The sequence below is a fragment of the candidate division WOR-3 bacterium genome, from assembly GCA_039803925.1.
Classification (GTDB): domain Bacteria; phylum Hydrothermota; class Hydrothermia; order Hydrothermales; family JAJRUZ01; genus JBCNVI01.
Window position 1 is genome coordinate 159,342 of the sequence record JBDRZL010000002.1, and the last position, 17,908, is coordinate 177,249.

General features: G+C 28.9%; 17 protein-coding genes. 1 reads left to right on the top strand and 16 read right to left on the bottom strand.

From position 1 onward, the window contains the following. Genes ABIN17_01925 through ABIN17_01985 form a run of 13 tightly spaced genes read right to left on the bottom strand, consistent with a single transcriptional unit; the run spans window position 1 to window position 13,340 of the window. Window positions 1-744: an MBL fold metallo-hydrolase gene (locus ABIN17_01925; GenBank protein ID MEO0283817.1), complete on the bottom strand. Its 744-nt coding sequence runs from the start codon at window positions 742-744 to the stop codon at window positions 1-3. After that, window positions 737-1,174, bottom strand: a complete 438-nt coding sequence (locus ABIN17_01930; protein ID MEO0283818.1) for a DUF523 domain-containing protein — start codon at window positions 1,172-1,174, stop codon at window positions 737-739. The genes ABIN17_01925 and ABIN17_01930 overlap by 8 nt, the downstream gene beginning before the upstream one ends. Further along, window positions 1,164-3,296, bottom strand: coding sequence for a polysaccharide biosynthesis tyrosine autokinase (locus ABIN17_01935; protein MEO0283819.1), 2,133 nt, complete (start codon window positions 3,294-3,296; stop codon window positions 1,164-1,166). Before ABIN17_01935 ends, ABIN17_01930 begins: the two co-directional genes overlap by 11 nt. Continuing rightward, window positions 3,293-3,718 (bottom strand): SLBB domain-containing protein, encoded by a 426-nt coding sequence (locus ABIN17_01940; protein MEO0283820.1) that lies wholly within the window; start codon window positions 3,716-3,718, stop codon window positions 3,293-3,295. The genes ABIN17_01935 and ABIN17_01940 overlap by 4 nt, the downstream gene beginning before the upstream one ends. Next, complete coding sequence (locus ABIN17_01945) at window positions 3,715-4,446, bottom strand: polyprenol monophosphomannose synthase (protein MEO0283821.1); 732 nt, start codon at window positions 4,444-4,446, stop codon at window positions 3,715-3,717. The genes ABIN17_01940 and ABIN17_01945 overlap by 4 nt, the downstream gene beginning before the upstream one ends. After that, on the bottom strand, window positions 4,443-7,616 hold the full coding sequence (locus ABIN17_01950; GenBank protein ID MEO0283822.1) for a hypothetical protein: 3,174 nt from the start codon (window positions 7,614-7,616) through the stop codon (window positions 4,443-4,445). Before ABIN17_01950 ends, ABIN17_01945 begins: the two co-directional genes overlap by 4 nt. Then, window positions 7,613-8,905, bottom strand: a complete 1,293-nt coding sequence (asnS, locus tag ABIN17_01955; protein ID MEO0283823.1) for an asparagine--tRNA ligase — start codon at window positions 8,903-8,905, stop codon at window positions 7,613-7,615. The genes ABIN17_01950 and asnS overlap by 4 nt, the downstream gene beginning before the upstream one ends. A gap of 3 nt (window positions 8,906-8,908) precedes the next feature. Then, on the bottom strand, window positions 8,909-9,775 hold the full coding sequence (locus ABIN17_01960; GenBank protein MEO0283824.1) for a hypothetical protein: 867 nt from the start codon (window positions 9,773-9,775) through the stop codon (window positions 8,909-8,911). After that, the gene (locus ABIN17_01965; GenBank protein MEO0283825.1) at window positions 9,751-10,539 is read right to left on the bottom strand and encodes a purine-nucleoside phosphorylase; all 789 of its coding nucleotides are present in this window, start codon (window positions 10,537-10,539) and stop codon (window positions 9,751-9,753) included. Before ABIN17_01965 ends, ABIN17_01960 begins: the two co-directional genes overlap by 25 nt. A 4-nt stretch (window positions 10,540-10,543) precedes the next feature. Beyond that, on the bottom strand, window positions 10,544-11,017 hold the full coding sequence (locus ABIN17_01970; protein ID MEO0283826.1) for a DivIVA domain-containing protein: 474 nt from the start codon (window positions 11,015-11,017) through the stop codon (window positions 10,544-10,546). A 34-nt stretch (window positions 11,018-11,051) separates the two neighbouring features. Continuing rightward, complete coding sequence (locus ABIN17_01975) at window positions 11,052-11,744, bottom strand: YggS family pyridoxal phosphate-dependent enzyme (GenBank protein MEO0283827.1); 693 nt, start codon at window positions 11,742-11,744, stop codon at window positions 11,052-11,054. Continuing rightward, a complete protein-coding gene (locus ABIN17_01980; GenBank protein ID MEO0283828.1) occupies window positions 11,704-12,099 on the bottom strand; it encodes a PH domain-containing protein in 396 nt (131 codons plus the stop codon). The genes ABIN17_01975 and ABIN17_01980 overlap by 41 nt, the downstream gene beginning before the upstream one ends. A gap of 8 nt (window positions 12,100-12,107) precedes the next feature. Next, on the bottom strand, window positions 12,108-13,340 hold the full coding sequence (locus tag ABIN17_01985) for an aminotransferase class I/II-fold pyridoxal phosphate-dependent enzyme (protein ID MEO0283829.1): 1,233 nt from the start codon (window positions 13,338-13,340) through the stop codon (window positions 12,108-12,110). A gap of 59 nt (window positions 13,341-13,399) precedes the next feature. Here ABIN17_01985 and ABIN17_01990 point away from each other — a divergent pair, with 59 nt between their 5' ends. Beyond that, on the top strand, window positions 13,400-13,813 hold the full coding sequence (locus tag ABIN17_01990) for an EamA family transporter (GenBank protein ID MEO0283830.1): 414 nt from the start codon (window positions 13,400-13,402) through the stop codon (window positions 13,811-13,813). Here the strand turns inward: ABIN17_01990 and truD are convergent. The 3 genes from truD to ABIN17_02005 are packed head-to-tail and all read right to left on the bottom strand — an operon-like array spanning window position 13,808 to window position 17,885. Next, complete coding sequence (truD, locus tag ABIN17_01995; protein MEO0283831.1) at window positions 13,808-14,944, bottom strand: tRNA pseudouridine(13) synthase TruD; 1,137 nt, start codon at window positions 14,942-14,944, stop codon at window positions 13,808-13,810. The genes ABIN17_01990 and truD overlap by 6 nt on opposite strands. Beyond that, complete coding sequence (locus tag ABIN17_02000) at window positions 14,944-16,917, bottom strand: T9SS type A sorting domain-containing protein (protein MEO0283832.1); 1,974 nt, start codon at window positions 16,915-16,917, stop codon at window positions 14,944-14,946. Before ABIN17_02000 ends, truD begins: the two co-directional genes overlap by 1 nt. After that, complete coding sequence (locus tag ABIN17_02005; protein MEO0283833.1) at window positions 16,905-17,885, bottom strand: hypothetical protein; 981 nt, start codon at window positions 17,883-17,885, stop codon at window positions 16,905-16,907. Before ABIN17_02005 ends, ABIN17_02000 begins: the two co-directional genes overlap by 13 nt. Window positions 17,886-17,908 lie beyond the last annotated feature (23 nt).

Sequence of the window (17,908 nt, forward strand, 5' to 3'; positions counted from 1 at the left end):
TTAAAAAGTAATTTTCATATTATCATAAGCAAGGGTAAAGGGAATATTATATTTACTTAAAAAATCTGAAATATTTCTAAACCCATATTTTAATAGCTTCATACCGAAATGTGTCAAAATTAATTTTTTTGGCTTTGTAATTTCATAGACATAAGGTATATCCTGTAAACTTATATGATATACATCTTCTTTGGGCTCAAGCAAAACGCAGTTAACAAGCAAATAATCTAAATTACTATAAAACTTTAATATGTGTTCTTCAGGTCTTGTATCTACAAGATAACCTAAGGAAAAATTTTCTATAATAAACCCGAAACACTCAACTCCTCTGTGATTATGCATAATTGATGTTTTAAATTTTAATTCCTCAACATCATATAGATTTTCAGGTTTTGTAATTACAATTTCATTTAAATACTCCCTTAAATAATGAAGGATAATATTTTCCTTTAAAACTTCTTCTGGAGTATATAGAATTCCCCTTTTTTTAAGTCCACCTTCTGTCATTCCTTCTACAATTATGTTTAATTCCCCTGTATGGTCTAAGTCTTTATGAGTTACCCATATATGAGTTATTTTATTTGGATAAATTTTATTCTTTAAAAGACCCTGTAAGGCACCAGGACCAGGGTCAATATGAATCAAAAAATTTCCCCCTTTTATAATAAAACCACCACTTGATCTTATTCCCTGAAATACAACAATCCTACCTCCACCAGAACCAAGAATAATTAATTCAATCAATTCCCTCTACATAAAATCCTTTTTCAATTAAAATCTGAGTAAAAACACCAGTGCCTCTTTTTATCTGTGTGATATTTTTATCAATATAAAAGTGGACGTAATTAGCACCACAGGAAGGACTTTTTTCTTTTAAAAAAACTTTTTTTATACCCAAATTTTCTAAAATTTTTAAGGCTCTTTTTGCACCCTTAACAAAATAATGGGTTTTATCCTCTCCACTTTCATTTTCTAAAACACTCTCTTCCTTAATAGAACAGGGCTTTCTTGGCACTGAAAGACCAGAAAGAATCTCAGGGCATATTGGGACTAAAATGTATTTTTGAGATAACTTGTCTAAAATTTCCTTATTTTTTTTATCTTTACCATCAAATCTAAAAGGATAACCTAAAATACAGGCAGATATCGCTACTTTTTCTTTTTCAATACTCAACTGGGTACCCGTAATCTCTATAAGGCTTATAATAAGGATAATAATAGTAAGTTCTTGTTTTAAAAGGAGAAGGTGTAACTTTATTAACAACAAAACCTATTATTTTTCCACCTGATCTTTGAAGGGATGAAATAGTATATTCAAGAGTTTCCCTTCTTGTATAATCAAACTGCAAAACAATTATAGAACCATCAATACAACTTGAAATAACAGCCGCATCTACAAACAAAGTAAGGGGGGGTGAATCTACAATAACAATATCAAAATCTTTCTTTAATTCCTCAACTAATTTCTTAAATTTTTCAGAGGATAAAAGTTCAGTAGGATTTGGAGGAATCTTACCGGGAGCAATGTAATAAACATTCTCAAGATATGTATCATAAATTATCTCCTCTTTTCTAACTTCACCAAGAAGAAAATTGGTTAAACCCTTCTCTCTTTCACCAAAAATTTTTGGAAGACCAGGTTTTCTTAAATCACCCTCTATAAGGATGGTTTTCATGTTTGCAATCTGAAATATAATAGAGAGATTGACTGAAATTGTAGTTTTCCCCTCATTAGGTTGACTGCTTGTAATAAGAATTGTCTTTATTTCTTCTCCAACTTTCAGAAATTTTAAATTGCTTCTCAAGGTCCTAAAACTTTCCATATAAAGGGAACCTCTTTTATGTTGAGTTAAAATAATTCTCTCCGAGTTAGTTGTTCTAACAAAAGGAATTGTAGCAAGAACAGGTATTTCTGGATAACTTGATTTAATTTCATCCACATCTCTTATCCTTGTATCAAGGTATTCAAGTAAAAATACAAGTGATAAAGCAAGACCAAAACCTATGACAATTGCAAAAAGCAAGTTCTGTCTTTTTTTAGGATAAACAGGAAATTCCGGTGGTATAGAAGGCTCAACAATTACAAAACTGGATACTTGACCCACCTCCTGGAGTTTTGCTTCCTCATATCTCTTTTTTAACATCATCAAAATTTCTTCATTCAATTCAAAATCTCTCTGCAATGTAAGAAACGCAATTTCTTTCTCTGGAAACTTTGAGAACTCCCTCATAATATCTTCCCTATTTCTTAAAAGTGCTTCTCTCTTCGCATGTAGAGCTTTTAATTCTGCACTAACTGAGACAATCTTTTGAACAGCATCTGATATTTCATTAATTGGTTCACTAATACTAACTTCCCTGAATGCACTTTCCTCGAGTTTTTCACTTAATTCCTTCTTAACCTGTTTAATTCCTTCTTCTATCTCCCTTACTTCCTTACTCTGTTCACTGAAACCTTCGAGGAGAAGTGAAGTCTTCTGTGTTTCAAGTTTTATAAGTTTTTCATATAATGTTTTTATTACCTCTTTTGAACCACCACTTTCACCCTCAGATATCTTTTTAACAAGGTCCTCTCTTCTCTGTTCCCATGCCTTTAAAACTCCTTCCTTTTCCTTTATATCAACTTCAGTTTCAGCAAGCATTTCATCAATTAGCTTCAATTTTGAACTCAAATAATCACCAATAGATTTAATATCAGTTAATTTCTCTTTTATTTTAAATCTCTTCAAAGAATCCTGTATCCTGTTAAGGTTTGATTCCACCATTGGTATCTGCTCCTCAAGAAATTTAACAACCTCATGAGCAGATGATTTAGCTATCTCTTCAGATGTTTTTATAAAAACTTCTGCTACAATGTTACAAAGTTTTGATGTTTCAAGAGGTTTATTTCCTCTAACTTTTATATATAATAGATTATCCTGCTCATCATAATTATAAGATATCTTTGTCCTTATGTTTGTTACAGGGTCCCCATCCTTTAAAAAAGAAATAAACTCTTTATCCAAATTCTTTTCCTCTTTAATTCTATTCCAGACTTTTTCGGCAAAATTTAATGTATTTAAAATATAAATTTGATTTTTAAGAGGATTTTGATAATAAATTGGAGTCAAAGGATTAGGTCCACTTGTCCTTGCGAGCAAAATCGATTTTGCTTCATATACAGGCTTTGTTGCAAAAGTAAATATCATGGTCACAGTTGGAATACCTATAAAAAATAAAAGGAAAACCCATTTTCTCTTCCATAAAGCATCAAGATATTTTCTTACATCAATTGGAGGATATACTTCAGGGTTCATTTCTGTGCCTGTATAAATGTATAAATTAAAATAATCTGGGCAAAAAGTGCTATTCCTTCCTTAAAAAAGTATAGATAATCCTTAAACTTTGAAGAAGTGTTCTGCGGCACAATCACAACATCTCCTGCTTCAAGATAGAATTTCTCTCCCTTTAGCATATCATTTATATTTATTACCTGATTTTTACCATTCCTAATTACTTTTACTTTACTTAAATCACCACTCGGAAGCGGACCACCAGAAAGTGAAATCAACTTAATTATATCTGTCTTAAGGGGAACTTGATAAAGTCCAGGTTTTGAAATATGTCCCCATAACTGAACTTCTATTAAAACTTTATCCTGACTTGGAAAAATATAATACTCTGGGGAATATGCTCTTCCACCCGCCCCAATCTGAAAAAATAAAATTAAAGAAATCATCTATTCTTATTATAAACTTTTTTAAAAATTCTTTTCAAAAATAGCTTAATAACAAGGAAAAAAGCTTCGAGAATTATCTTCTTTGACATCTTTGATTTTCCTTTCCTTCTTTCCACAAATATTATCGGAATCTCACAGATTTTATAACCCATCCAGTAAGGATAATAAACTGTCTCAATTTGAAAACCATATCCACCACTTGAAACTTCTTTCCAGGGTATATTTTCAAGAACATCCCTTTTAAAAGCCTTATATCCTGATGTTAAATCCTTGATTTTAACACCTGACAAAATTCTTGCATATAAATTTGCAAAATAAGATAAAAGAAGTCGCTTTAACGGCCAGTTAACAACAGTCACACCATTCAAATATCTTGAACCAACGACAACATCATAACCATCTTCAATCTTTTTTATAAAATTCGGAATTTCCTCTGGATCATGTGAAAAATCTGCATCAAGATGAATTATGATATCATAATTTTTTTCAATTGCCCACTTAAAACCATCACGATAAGCAACACCAAGACCTTCTTTCTTTTTTCTCAAAATAAGATTTACTCTTTTGTTTTCTTTTCTAATATCTTCAACAATTTCCCAGGTTCCATCAGGTGAATTATCATCCACAACTAATATGTCAAGTTCTATTCCCAGAGAAAAAATTTTATCTATTAATTCTTTTATGTTATCTTTTTCATTGTAAGTTGGAATTATGATAAGTATTTTCATTTTTCAACAAAAAATTTAAATAAACCTTCTTCTTTATTTATCTTCCATTTAAGAATATAAGGTCCAGGAGTTAAAAAGGAAAAATCAAAAGAAATATCCTTTTCCACATTTATATCACTTATATAAATATTTTTTTCACCAACAAGATGCCCTGAAAATGTGTAAAAATTTAAACTTAAATTCCCCTTTTCCTTAGTAAAAATTCTTATAAAACCTTTTTTATTCTTTATTACAGAAGGATAAACAATAAGTGAAATTTTCTTTTCAGAAAAAAGTTTTTCAAATTTTTTTCCAAAATAAAAGTTTCTTTCAAAATTTCCCCCGTAAGTAAAATAAAAGGGAATCTCAGAATAAGCAAAAACCTTTATTTCACCTGTTCCAAGAAAAATAAATAAATCTCCATCTTCATCAAAGAAAATATCCTCAACACCAAAAGAAGAAAGGTTTATATTAAACTCCTCTAAAAAAGTTAATGAAGTTAATCTGTTCCCAATTGAAAAGATTAAATTTTTATCACTTGAAATAGGTGAAAGATATCTTTTCAATCCATTAAAACTTGAAATATCTAATGGGAAATTATTATTTAAAGCAAGTAAATAATTGAAAGAATAAAATTTATTTTCTGTTTTAAAGACAAAATCAGGGAGCCCATCTTTATCCACATCAAAAACAGCAGGAGGGCTTACAATTATATCATCAATTTTTCTTTCATAAAATTTATCTTCTATATAATCAAAAAAATAAACATTATTTTTTCCCCTTATACCCATTATCTCATCAAAACCATCATTATCATAGTCAGCACATATTGAAGGAAATTCAGAAAAACCATAATAGGGATTGAAAACTTCCTTTAATTTATTAAAATTATAATCAAAAACTCTTAAAACTCCATCAGTTCCCATAAAATAAATAAGAGAAGGATTTCTTGATATAATTATTCCACTTTTTGATTTTGAGCCAGCATATGTTTTATTTATAACACTGTCAGGCTTTTTTCCACTTAAGAGATACAAAAAATAATCCTCACCTGTCAAAATAATTTCCTCTTCTCCATCATTATTTACATCATAAAGGGAAGGAATAGAAGAAAACATGGGTAGGGTATTGAAGCTAACTGTATCAAAAGTGTTATTAAGTTTCAATAAACTTAATTTACCATTTTTTAAATAAAAAATCTCCAAAATTGAGTCTCTATTTATGTCAGAGATAGCAAAAGGTGAAGAAATAATTGGTTTCAAATATATAGTGTTTAAAAGAGAACCTGATGTATCAAATACAAAAAATGCTGAATAAAAATTATTTATTCCATTGGTAAAATAAACTGTATCACCATAATAATTTTTAAATCCACCTATTAAACTTACAATAAAATTTTTCTTTTTAGAAAAAAAGGCGTTTAGTGGTAAAATATCAGGAGGTAAATAATCTTTTATATGTAATTTCAAAAAATTATTTTTTAATTTAAAATTAATCTTATGTTTTCTTCTTTCAGAAATATCTTTTATTTCAATAAAAGTATTACCACCTGATCTTGCCTTTGAAGAGGGAAATGTTTTATAAGAAAAATTATCCTTAAACCCTTTAAAGAAGGCATCATATTCACTTCCGTAAAAGGTTTCAGGACTATCTGTCCATTTATCAAAATCCTGAATACCATCAGCCTCAACAAGGTCAACCCCTTTATAAGGTGGATAGGAGTTCACTTCCCAATAATGTTCTATAATTACCCTTTCATCTATATGCCATACCAAAAGCCCTGAACCAGGTAATAAGAAATCCCATGCACCATAAGGAGAAATTAATGCACCCTTTTTAAAAAATCCTTTTAATTCATTATTTCCGAATAATAAATCATTTCTGTATTCAAGAAGAAAATATTCATACTCATCGATTGGTATAAAAATTACCTTTGGAAATCTAACTGAATCGGGAAGGTAATTGATAGTATCCTGTGAAGGCTCAGTTGCCTCATAAATTGAAAAATCTCTTTCTTCAAGATAGGGAATAAATGTATCAACCATACCTTTATAAATTGAAAAACCCCATAATGGCTTGATTGGTTTTCTATACCACTCATCAGGGACAAAAAATCGTTCAGGAACAACCTGTATTGCATAATCAAACCACAATTTCATCCAGGCGGACGGAAAGGAAGGTATTGCACCAAAAACTGATTCAATATCACCATTAAGATTTTCAGCCCCAACTTCATTCCATCCACCGGTTCCCATCAAACACCAGGAACCAACACCTGAAGAAAGACCATTTACACCATAGAGATCTGTTGCATAGAAAGCATCATGAGGAAATTCATGAAATAAAAGACCTTGAAGTTCAACTTCTATACCATCCTGTGAAGGCTGTTCAGGAAGGAGTATCCCTGAAACTACAGTATCTATACCACCGTTCAGTATAACATATTTTTCTCCTGTATAATACTCAAGAGCTCCCTGTGGAATTGTAACAGTTGCAATATCATAGGGAGTATCACCAAAATCAGTCTGCCATGTTGAACCAGCATGGAAAATAATATATATATCCCTTATTCCCTCCTTATAATCCTTAATACCATTATTATCAATATCCATAAAATTTATAGTTTCATCCTGATCAGAAAGGTGAAGAGCATCTACCAGAAGTTTAACAAGACCTTCTTCAAAATGCTCAGAATCTCCATAATATCTCATTGGATAGGGTAATACATAAAAAGAGTCATTTTTATCTGGTTTAACCACATATTTTTTTATTTTAATTCTCCCGTATCCCACTGAAGCAAGAAAAGCCTTTAAAGATTCTAAATAAGTTTCAAAATATTTTTTATCATGAGGAGGTTCAGAAAAAAAAGGAATAGAATCTGGATTACCCTTTGAGGATAAATCAAACCATCCATTACCTGTTGTAAGTGGGTCATCAGGTTCTTCTTTTTGAAAAGCAACTCTTATAGCAAGTATGTTAAATTTAACGGTATCCGTCTCATTTTTTGTTTTCTGTATTTTAATTTCTTTTCTTTTAAAGGGAAAATAATTTTCTTTTAAATATAAATAAGGATAAAATTTTGAAAATTTTTTCTCAATAATTTCAAATTTTTTTTGAATGTTAATTACTTTTTTATCAGGAAATAAGGGTTTTGATATTGATGAAAAAAATATAAATAAAACTAAACTCATGGATAAATCTTTTCAAGAAGTCTCGGAAAAGGAATTGCTTCTCTTATATGCTCAAGACCACATATCCATGAGACAGTCCTTTCAAGACCAAGACCAAACCCAGAATGAGGAACAGAACCGAATTTTCTTAAATCAAGATACCATTTATAATCCTCTATGGGCATTTTTTCCTCTTCCATCCTTTTTAAAAGCGCATTGTAATCATCTTCTCTCTGGCTTCCTCCTATTATTTCACCGTATCCTTCAGGAGCTAGAATATCCATACAAAGAACTACATCAGGGTTTTCAGGATCAGGTTTCATGTAAAAGGCTTTTACTTTTTTTGGATACTTTGTAATAACAAGTGGCTTTTCATATAAATTTGAAAGAAAATGTTCGTGGGGTGCTCCGAAATCCTCTCCCCATTCAAATTCAGGAAACTTCTCCTTTAATTTTTGGACAGCTTCAGTATAGGTGATTTGAGGAAAAGGCTTATTTATTTTCTCAAGAGGAGAAATGTCTCTTTCAAGAATTTTAAGCTCTTCTTTCTTCTTTTCAAGAACTCTTTCCACAATATAGGTTATAAACCTTTCAGAAATTTCTATTATATCATTAAGTTCTGCATAAGCAATCTCAGGCTCCACCATCCAGAATTCCATCAAATGTCTCCTTGTCTTACTTTTTTCAGCTCTGAATGTTGGTCCAAAACAGTAAACTTTTTTATGAGCCATACACGCTGCTTCCATATAGAGCTGACCTGATTGAGATAGATATGCTTTTTCACCAAAGTAATCTGTTTCAAATAAAGTTGTTGTTCCCTCACAGGCTGAAGGAGTAAGAATTGGGGCATCTATTAAAATAAAACCTTCATTATCAAGAAAATCCCTTATACTTCTTATTATCTCATGCCTTATTCTCATTATTGCCCACTGCTTTCTTGACCTTAACCATAAATGCCTTATTGGAAGTAAAAAGGAAACTCCATGCTCTTTTTTCTGTACCGGGTAATCTTCAGATTTATGAACCAATTCTATATCCTTAATTAAAATTTCATAATTATAAGGAGATCTCTTATCCTCTCTAAGTATTCCACTTACTATAATTGAGGATTCCTGAGTAATTTCATCATACATTTCAAAAACTCTATCATCAACTTCACCTTTTACCACTACTCCCTGAATAAAACCTGTTCCATCTCTTATTATAAGAAAATGAATTTTACCTTTTGATCTTTTATTATAAAGCCAACCCTTTAACTTTACTTCCTTTCCAATATGTTTTGAAGCTTCTGATATCTCTATAATCTCCATTTTTTAAAATCCCTTTAATTTTAATTCTTTTATTATTTCACGCGCTTCCTGAGCTATCCCAGAATTCTTGAATGGCAAAATTTCAAGAACCTTTCTAAAATCATAATAGGCAGATACTGTATCACCTTTTTCTAAATTGATCTTACCTCTTAAAAAATAAGCTTTTGGCAAATATATAGGAGGTTCTTTCATAGTTATATATTTTGAGAGATAAGTATATGAAGAATCAATTTTCTGTTCTTCAAAATATTTTTTTCCGTATTCAAAATAAGTTAAACCTATATAAAATGTTATATTTAAATTTAATTTTGAAACATTTATTTTTTCACTAAACTTTTTATAAAGACTTAAAATCTCTCTGTATTCATTTTTATCAAAAAGATTTTTTATATATTCAAGAAAAAGTTCATCATCAAATTTTTCCTCAAGAACTTTTTCTACAAAATTTTTCCCTTCTATTTGCTCTCTTTCAATAAAGTAAAGAGCAATGAACTTTTTTTCTTCAAAAGTTAAATTCTCAGGTTCAAGAAGATATATTAAAAAAAGTGAACGTCTTGCTATCTCAGGTCCTTTATTTTTTGTTTCTAAATAAATATCTCTTAAATTTTTTAATAATCTTTTTTTATATTTATTTTTATCAATAACCTTTTCAAAATAAGAGAGCGCTGATAGATAAAATTTCTTTTTTATATTTATCTCTCCAAGCAAAAGATAAATTTCAGGTTCTTCTTTTCCTTTTTTTAAAGAATAAAGAAGTATACTCTCGGCCTCTTCATACATACCTTTATCAATGTATTTTTTACTCTTTGAAACAGGATCTTTACAGTTAAAAAGAATTAAAAAAATTAAAAATAATATTTTTTTATCCATTCTTTTAAAATCTCCCCTGTCTTTTTAGCACAATTCTCAGCTATTTTTAAAACCTCCTCATGACTTATATCTTTCACCTTATCTCCAAGCCCCATATTTGTAATTGCAGAAAAACCTAAAACTTTTAAACCAAGAGCTTTTGCCATAATTACCTCTGGCACTGTTGACATACCCACAGCATCAGCACCTATTATTCTTAAAAATTTATATTCTGCCTTTGTTTCAAGAGAAGGACCCTGCCAGCCAACATAAACTCCCTTTTTTATCTTTATTCCCCTTTCCTTTGCTATCTCCTCTATTTCCTCTATAATTTTTTCATCATAGGCATCAAGCATGGATGGAAACTCTGTTTTTCCCCTTAAGGGATTTTCAGGAAATAAATTTATGTGATCAGTTATTATCATAAGATCTCCAATATCAAAGGAAGGATTTAAACCACCGGCAGCATTTGTAACCACAAGAATTTTACCTCCTAACTCTTTAAGAATTCTTACAGGCAAGGTAACCTCATTCATACTGTATCCTTCATAATAGTGAAATCTACCCGAAAAAATTAAAGCACTTTTATTTTCAAATCTACCAAAAAGAAGCTCACCCTTATGTCCTTTTACACTTGAAACAGGAAAACCTTCTATTTCAGAATACTTTATTCTCTTATGCACATTAATAAATTCTTCAATTTTTGACCAACCTGAACCTGTAATAATACCTATTTCAACAAAATCAATACCTTTGTTTTTTAAAAATTCAATTATTTTATCCATTAACTCAAATTCTTTTCTTCTGCTCTTCAAGTATTCTAAATTGACTGTTTAACCACTCCAATTGAGTTTCAAGAAGGGATTTTAATTCCCAGAGAAAACCTTCCTTTTTTGACTTTAATAGCTCTATTTCTTCTCTTAACTTCTGGAGTTCCCTTCGTGTATTTTCCAGAATTTTTTCTGATTCAATTTTAGCATTGGAAATTATAAGTTCTGCTTCCCTCTGAGCATTTTTTTTGAGCTCTTCTGTTGTCTTCTGTGTGGTAAGTAAGGCTTCCTTCATAATATTTTCCATTCTCCTGTAATCTTCAACCTTACTATCAAGATCCCTTATTCTTTCATTTAAAGTTAAATTTTCCCTTATAAGTTCTTCCATCTGCTCTGCCACTGTTTTTAAAAACTCTCTCACCTTTTCAGGATCATAACCTCTGAGCGACCTTGGAAAATCTGCGTTTCTTATTTCTATTGGTGCAATTTTCATAATTAATTAAAAAATTTATGGGATTTGAACCCTTTTAAAATCTTTCTCCAAATAAAATTCTTCCAAGTCTTATAATACTAGCACCCTCTTTTATAGCATAAACAAAATCTTCACTCATTCCCATTGATAGTTCCTGTAACTTCAAATTATACTCTTTTTCTAAATAATCTCTCAACTCCCTTAATTCAGAAAAACTCTTTCTTGATTTTTTTTCTTCTGGTGGATAAGGACCTATTGTAAAAAGACCTTTTATTTCAATATTTTTTAAATCAAGAAATTTCTCAAAATCCCTTAAAAGTTCCTCTCTTTTAAATCCATACTTTGTTTCTTCTCCTGAGGTATTAACTTCTATAAGTACCTTGATTTTTTTGTTTAATTTGTTTCCAATTTTATCTAACTCCTTTCCAAGTTTTAAAGAATCAACACTTTCTATCATGGTAAATAGATAAGAGGCCTTTTTAATCTTATTTGTTTGTAAATGTCCTATCATATGCCATTCTGGTTTATCAAAAATTTTTATCTTACCCTCAGCTTCTTGAACCCTATTTTCACCAAAAAGTCTTATTCCATGTTCAAAGGCAATTTTAATTCTTTCAATATCAATACCCTTTGTAGCACCCAAAATTTTAATTTTCTCTGGATTTTCAGATTCCTTGTAAATGATTTCCTTAATTTTTTCTATTCTTTCAGGTATTGTTAATTTTTCTAACTCTCTCAATAAATTCATAAACTTTTTCCCTTTCCTTTGTGAAAAGTGTCATTCCCCTGAAATTATCAAGAAAATTTCTTATAAAATAAGGGGACACAAATAAACCTTGAGTTATTTTTTCAACTCTTTTTATATTCTTTACATCAATTTCCCTTTTCCAGAAAATTTTCTGAATAATAAGCTTTTTATCATCTATTTTATATTTTATCGGAAAAAGAAAATCATTGATTGAAAATAAAAGTATAAGGATAGATAAAAGAGAAAAAAAGGAACCATAGGAAATAAAAATGAGAAATGAAACTAAAAGTATTAAAAAAATCACAAAAATTCCCTTTAATTTATTATCCTTTAAAAGCCAGACCTTCCATTCCATTAATAGTTTTAAAATTTTTCTCTTTTATATTTTTCAAGAACATTTAAAACATAATCAATATCATAATAGGTATGATCTGCATTTATCTGAAATCTTATAGTTTCATCCCCTCTTGGAACTATTGGATAGGTAAGACCTGTTGCTAAAATTCCATTTTCAATTAAATAATTAACAAGATCCCTTGTTTTCCATGTATCTCTTATTAAAAGAGGAACAATGGGATGGGAGCTTAAAATTGTCTCGTATCCAAGCTTTAAAAGGTTTTCCTTGAAATACTTTGTTAATTCTCTTAAGTATTCAAGCCTTTTTTTACCTTCCTTGCTATCAAGAAACTCAACAACTTTAAGAGCACAAGCTGCCTCAGCTGGTGTTATAGGATTTGAGTAAACATATGTTATAGCAACTTCCTTTAAGTAATTTATTATAACCTCATCAGATACAACATAACCACCATTTACTCCGAAAGCCTTACCAAGTGTTCCAATCAAAATATCGCATCTTGCACCTGTATATTCCTCAGTACCTCTTCCTGTATCCCCAAAAGCACCAACTCCATGAGAATCATCTACAACTACTATTATATTTTCCTCAAAATATTCATCATATTTATTTGAAATATCTTCTATTTCCTTTAAAGGTGCAAAATCACCTCTCATACTGAAAACTCCATCAGTAACAATAATAAGTCTCTTTGCCTTTCCGAGAACACCTTTAACTTTTTCCTCAAGATCCTTCATGTCAAGATGTTTATAAATAAGTTTATCTTTCGGTCTTGATAATCTAATAGCATTTATAATACAGTTATGATTTAGTTCATCACTCAAAACAATTGTATCAGCATTTATAAGAGCAGCAAGAACTCCAATAACCGTAACATAGGCTGCACTGTATATCATACAATCTTCTCTTTTATGGAATTCCGCAAGTTTTTTTTCAAGTAACCTGTGAGGTTCAAAAGTTCCACTTATAAATCTTACAGCACCAGGTCCAACACCAAATTTTCTTGCATTTTCCTCTTCTGTCTTTATTATATCTTCAAGAAGCGACATTCCAAGATATGAATTGGAATTCATCCTTATAAATTCCTTATTTCCAAAACCTTTCAAAAAATACCTTGGTCCTTTACCATTTTCCGGTTTTTTAATTCCTGTTATAATATATTCCTTTCCCTTTAATCTACCTTCTTCCTTGAGTTTTAAAAGTTCTTTTTTTAAAGATTCATTTAATCTACTTTTAGCCATTTTTATCCTCCTTTTAATTTAAATATAATTATAAGAAAAACTTATCTTAAAATTTATAGATGAACTATTTAATTTTATCAATAATTACACTTATTGCTTGGGGATTTTGGGGATTTTTTTCAAAATTTTCTACATATTATTACAGGTGGTATGAATACTTCATTTTCTCAAGTATTATGTCGCTTTTTTTCTCAACATTTCTTTTTTTCCTTTATAGAAAAGATTTGAACTTTAGACCAGAAGGATTAGTTTACCTTTTACTTGCACTATTCTCAGGAACAATAGGGACAGTATTTTTTTATCTCGCACTTACAAAAGGAAAAGCATCCATAATAGTCCCTTTAACATCACTTTATCCTGCTCTTACTCTTATACTTTCAAGAATATTTTTAAAAGAAGAATTAAGTCTACAAGGGTATATTGGCATAATACTTGCCATATTTGCTATTCTTCTATTATCTAAAAGTTCATAAATTAAGTTTCCTCATTAAAATTTTTAATAGAATTGTGGCATAGGAACCAGGAGGCAAAGAAAAAGAAAGTATAAGTTTTTCCTTATCATAATTAAAATTTAAATCCTCTGGATAAACCCATAACCTTCGAGTGTAACCCCTAAAGGAAAAATTTTCTAAAAAATCAGGAACTTTTAATGGATAACTTAAATTGTCCTTTTTTAATTCTCTAATTAAAATTTCTTCAAACTCAGGATGAGAAGGGATTCTCTCAGTTCCAGGAACAGGAAATATAGGTTCACTCAAAATATCTTTAACTTCCTGATTTATTGTTTCAGGGACAAAAAGAAAAATATTTTTTATTTTAATAACAAACCCTTTTTTAAAACTTATTTTACTTTTTTTTAGAAACTTACTTACACATTTATTCCATATAAGGGATGAAAATTTCTCAAAATAAATTTTTAATAAATCAGATTCTATTTTCTTAATAATTCCTTTGCAATCATCTTCAATGAGTTTTTTTACGATTTCCCTGTCCTCCTCTGAAGGAGCATAAGGAAGAAGCCTTTCAGGTTTATAAAAAAATTTTTTTACATACTTTTTAAATCTTTTTAAATTCTTTCTTCCTTCAGGAGAAAGCGATAGAAGGTGAACTTTTATTGCTTCTTTAATATTTCCCTTAATTAAAAGCGGAAAAAATAAAGAACTTGCATCCGAGGATAATCTCTGTATATCAAAATAATTTGGAAAACCTTTTTTACTCAAATCCTCGAGAATTTCAAAAATCTTACCAACCTCATTTTTTCTTAAATCCCTCAAGGTAATTTTGAAATTGTTTTTTTCAAGATCATATGAGTTTAATTCTTTATCAGAAAATCCTATAAGTTCAGCAGAAAAATTTTTAAATTTTACATAATTGGGCACGTTCCCCTTTGCAGAAAAATAAAAAATACTTATAGATTTTTTATCCTTTAAACCTAAAAAACTTATTTTTGCATTAAAGGTTTTTTCAAGAAGGTTTTTAAGATAAAAACTTTCAAGACCAATCTTTTTTGCTTTATAAACTTTATATAAACCTTTCTCCTTTAAAACACCTTTTTTTAAAACCTCCTCAACTACAAAATCCTCTAAAAAAGTTTTAAATTTCATTACTCGCAGATTATTTTTTTAATTTTAGTATCCTTATCCAATTTTATAACTAAAATATAAAAACCTCTTTCAAGATTAAAAGCATTAACCTTAAATCTGTCTCCTGAGTTTACAAAATTCAATTTTTTAACCCTTCCAGAGGGTGAATAGATAAGAATCTCCTTTAAATTTTCTTTTGTTTTTATATAAAAGAAACCCCTGTCTTTTTTAAAAGGATTGGGGAAAACTATAGGTTCTTCTGCTTCAGAAGGTCCAAAAACTTTTAAATTCATAATTGAGACTCCATCCTTTGTACCAATTATTATTTCCTCATTCAAATTATCATAATATAAAAGAGAGGCAGAACACTGAGAATTAAAATCAATACTTTCAGTCCTTGTAAGAGTATTATAGGAAGATTCAAAAATTTTTTCCTCACCACTTCTTGATATAAAGATTAATCCACTTCTTGTAAGAGCATAAGTATTTCCATATTTATCATTTATTACTGAAACAGTATAAGAATCAAAAGTCCTATAATTTTTAATAAATTGAAAATCAGGCAATTTGTATTCAAATAAACCTGAATTTGTTGCAAAAAAAATCTTATTTTCATAAATTGATATATCGTAAACAGGATAACCTGTATTCATAACAAAACTTATATTATAATTTTTATCAATTTTGTAAATGTTACCCTCTGTATTGGAAACAAAATAAAAATCAGCATATTTTTCTATATCTGTTGCATAACCAAGGTTAAAAATTTCTTTAATTTTCTCATCCTTTAAATTCCTTATTTCTATTGAATTCTGTGCAGGTTTTAAAACAGAAAAAGTAGAATCATTTAAAAATTTTAAGAGCTGAATGCATGTAGAAAGATTTAAAGTATCATAAATATTGAAAAGAGAATCAATTTTAAAAATTGGACCACACCAAGGTGATGTGATTATAATCTCAGGATTTACATCAAGGGTTCTTATCCATCCGCCTAATAATTTATTTACCTTTTCATATTTTTCATTAAAAATATCAATTCCTCTATCATGGGAAAAAAGGTAATATTTTCCAAACTTTTTAACAGAAGAAATGGAATTGGAAGTTAATTCTTTAAAATAATTTTTGAAATTTAAAAATAAAGAATTTTTATAATCATAAATTACAATACCTTTTCCAAGGAGATAAATTTTATTTTTAACTTTAATTAAACTTTTCGTATTGAAATTACTGAATTTTAATTTTTGACCATTATATAAAATATATGAACCACCCTCTGTCCCTACAAATAATGTGTCAGAATTCCCAATTAGAGAATTTATAACATACGGAAATTTAGTTAAAAGAGAATCAGGATATAAATACAAAAAACTATCAGAAGAAACAAAAATTTTATTATTCAAGATAAAGATATCACCTATTTTTCCTGGTAAAATTCCAGAATGTAAAGTAGGAGGGATTATTCCGAGGAGATTAATTTTAATTTTATAAAGACCTAATTTTGTTCCAATAAATAAGGTATCTTTTATTATTTCAAGAGAAATCACGGTATCCTTAGGAAAATAATTTTTTCTTTCAAAGAAAAGTGAATCATCAGAAGTATCAATTGTGTTATTTCTATAAATACCCTTTAAACCTCTATTACCTGCTAAAAAAACTGTATCACCCTTTATCTTTATTTCCCTATAAAAATCTCTTTCAAGAAAAAGAGGAGGATAAAAATACTTTTTGTTATTTTTTAAATTTATAACAATAAGATTTTCAGAATTTGTAAAATTTAAAAGGCTATCTTTTAAAAAAATAGCATAATAAGGGTATAGGGGAATTGAATCAGAATTTGTAAATTTATAAAAAACTGAATCCTTATTAAAGTCGAAAAGATAAATACCGTGGTCACCTGTTATAAAAATTGTATCATTCCTGTTAAAAACACTGTAAAAAGTATCTGAATGTGTAAAATTATTAAAAATTGAAAAAAATAAAATTATTTCAAACATCTTTCAATTACCTCCTTTATTTTTTTCATATCATTAATATTATAACGGTGATCGATAGGTAAAGAAAGTATTTTCTCAGGAATTTTGTGAACTTCTGGATAATTCGCCTTCTTTATTAAAGGGTGAACATTTGGCCATAGTGTTGGTGGATATATCCTGTTTTTAATGAGAAAATCTTTTATTTTATGTTTATTTTCACTAAAAAATGGGAAATTTAAGGGACATATGCCCTCTGGTAAGTCCCTGTAAAGTGGCTGTATTTTTTCAAAATTAAGGTTTTTTAAAAGATAAATAAAATTTTGCCTTCTTTTTTCCATTATAAATTCATAAGGAATTCTTTTCAAAAGGTAATTTGTTAAAAAAGAGGATTTTCTGGGATCTTTATTATCTGTTAATTTTTTTTCATAATTTTTATCAAGAACATCATAGGCAAAGGAAAATAAAGGCTTTGTTAAATAAGGAAAAAAATTGTGAAAATTTCTTATAAGGTAAGCTGATAACTTAACTAAAAAAGTCTCATAATCAAAGTTTTTAACAGAATCCTTAATCTCTTCCTCAGAAAAAAGAACACCTCCGTCAGGTAGAGGTAAAATTTTTCTCAAAGATCCAAAAATAAGAGATGGCTTTATTTTAAAATTTCTTTTTTTAAAGGTTAAAAGAGAATGACTTATATCAAGAATAAAGGGAAATTCAAGTTCATAATCCACTGGAAACCCAAAATATTCAATTATTATAACAATAGGACTTTTATACATTGCGGCTTTTTTCTTTATATCATCAAAATCAACCTGTGGTGATGGATTAAAATAAACTCTATAAAAATCAAAATTAAGGGATAATTCTTCAAAAGGTCTTATAACTTCATAGCAGGTATAGCTTGGTAGAAGAAAAAAATATTTTTCTTTTAAATTTTTAAGGAGAAAACGAAGAGCATCTCTTCCTGAAAAAAAGAGTTTAAAATTTTTCAAATAACCCTTCCAAAACTTAAAAA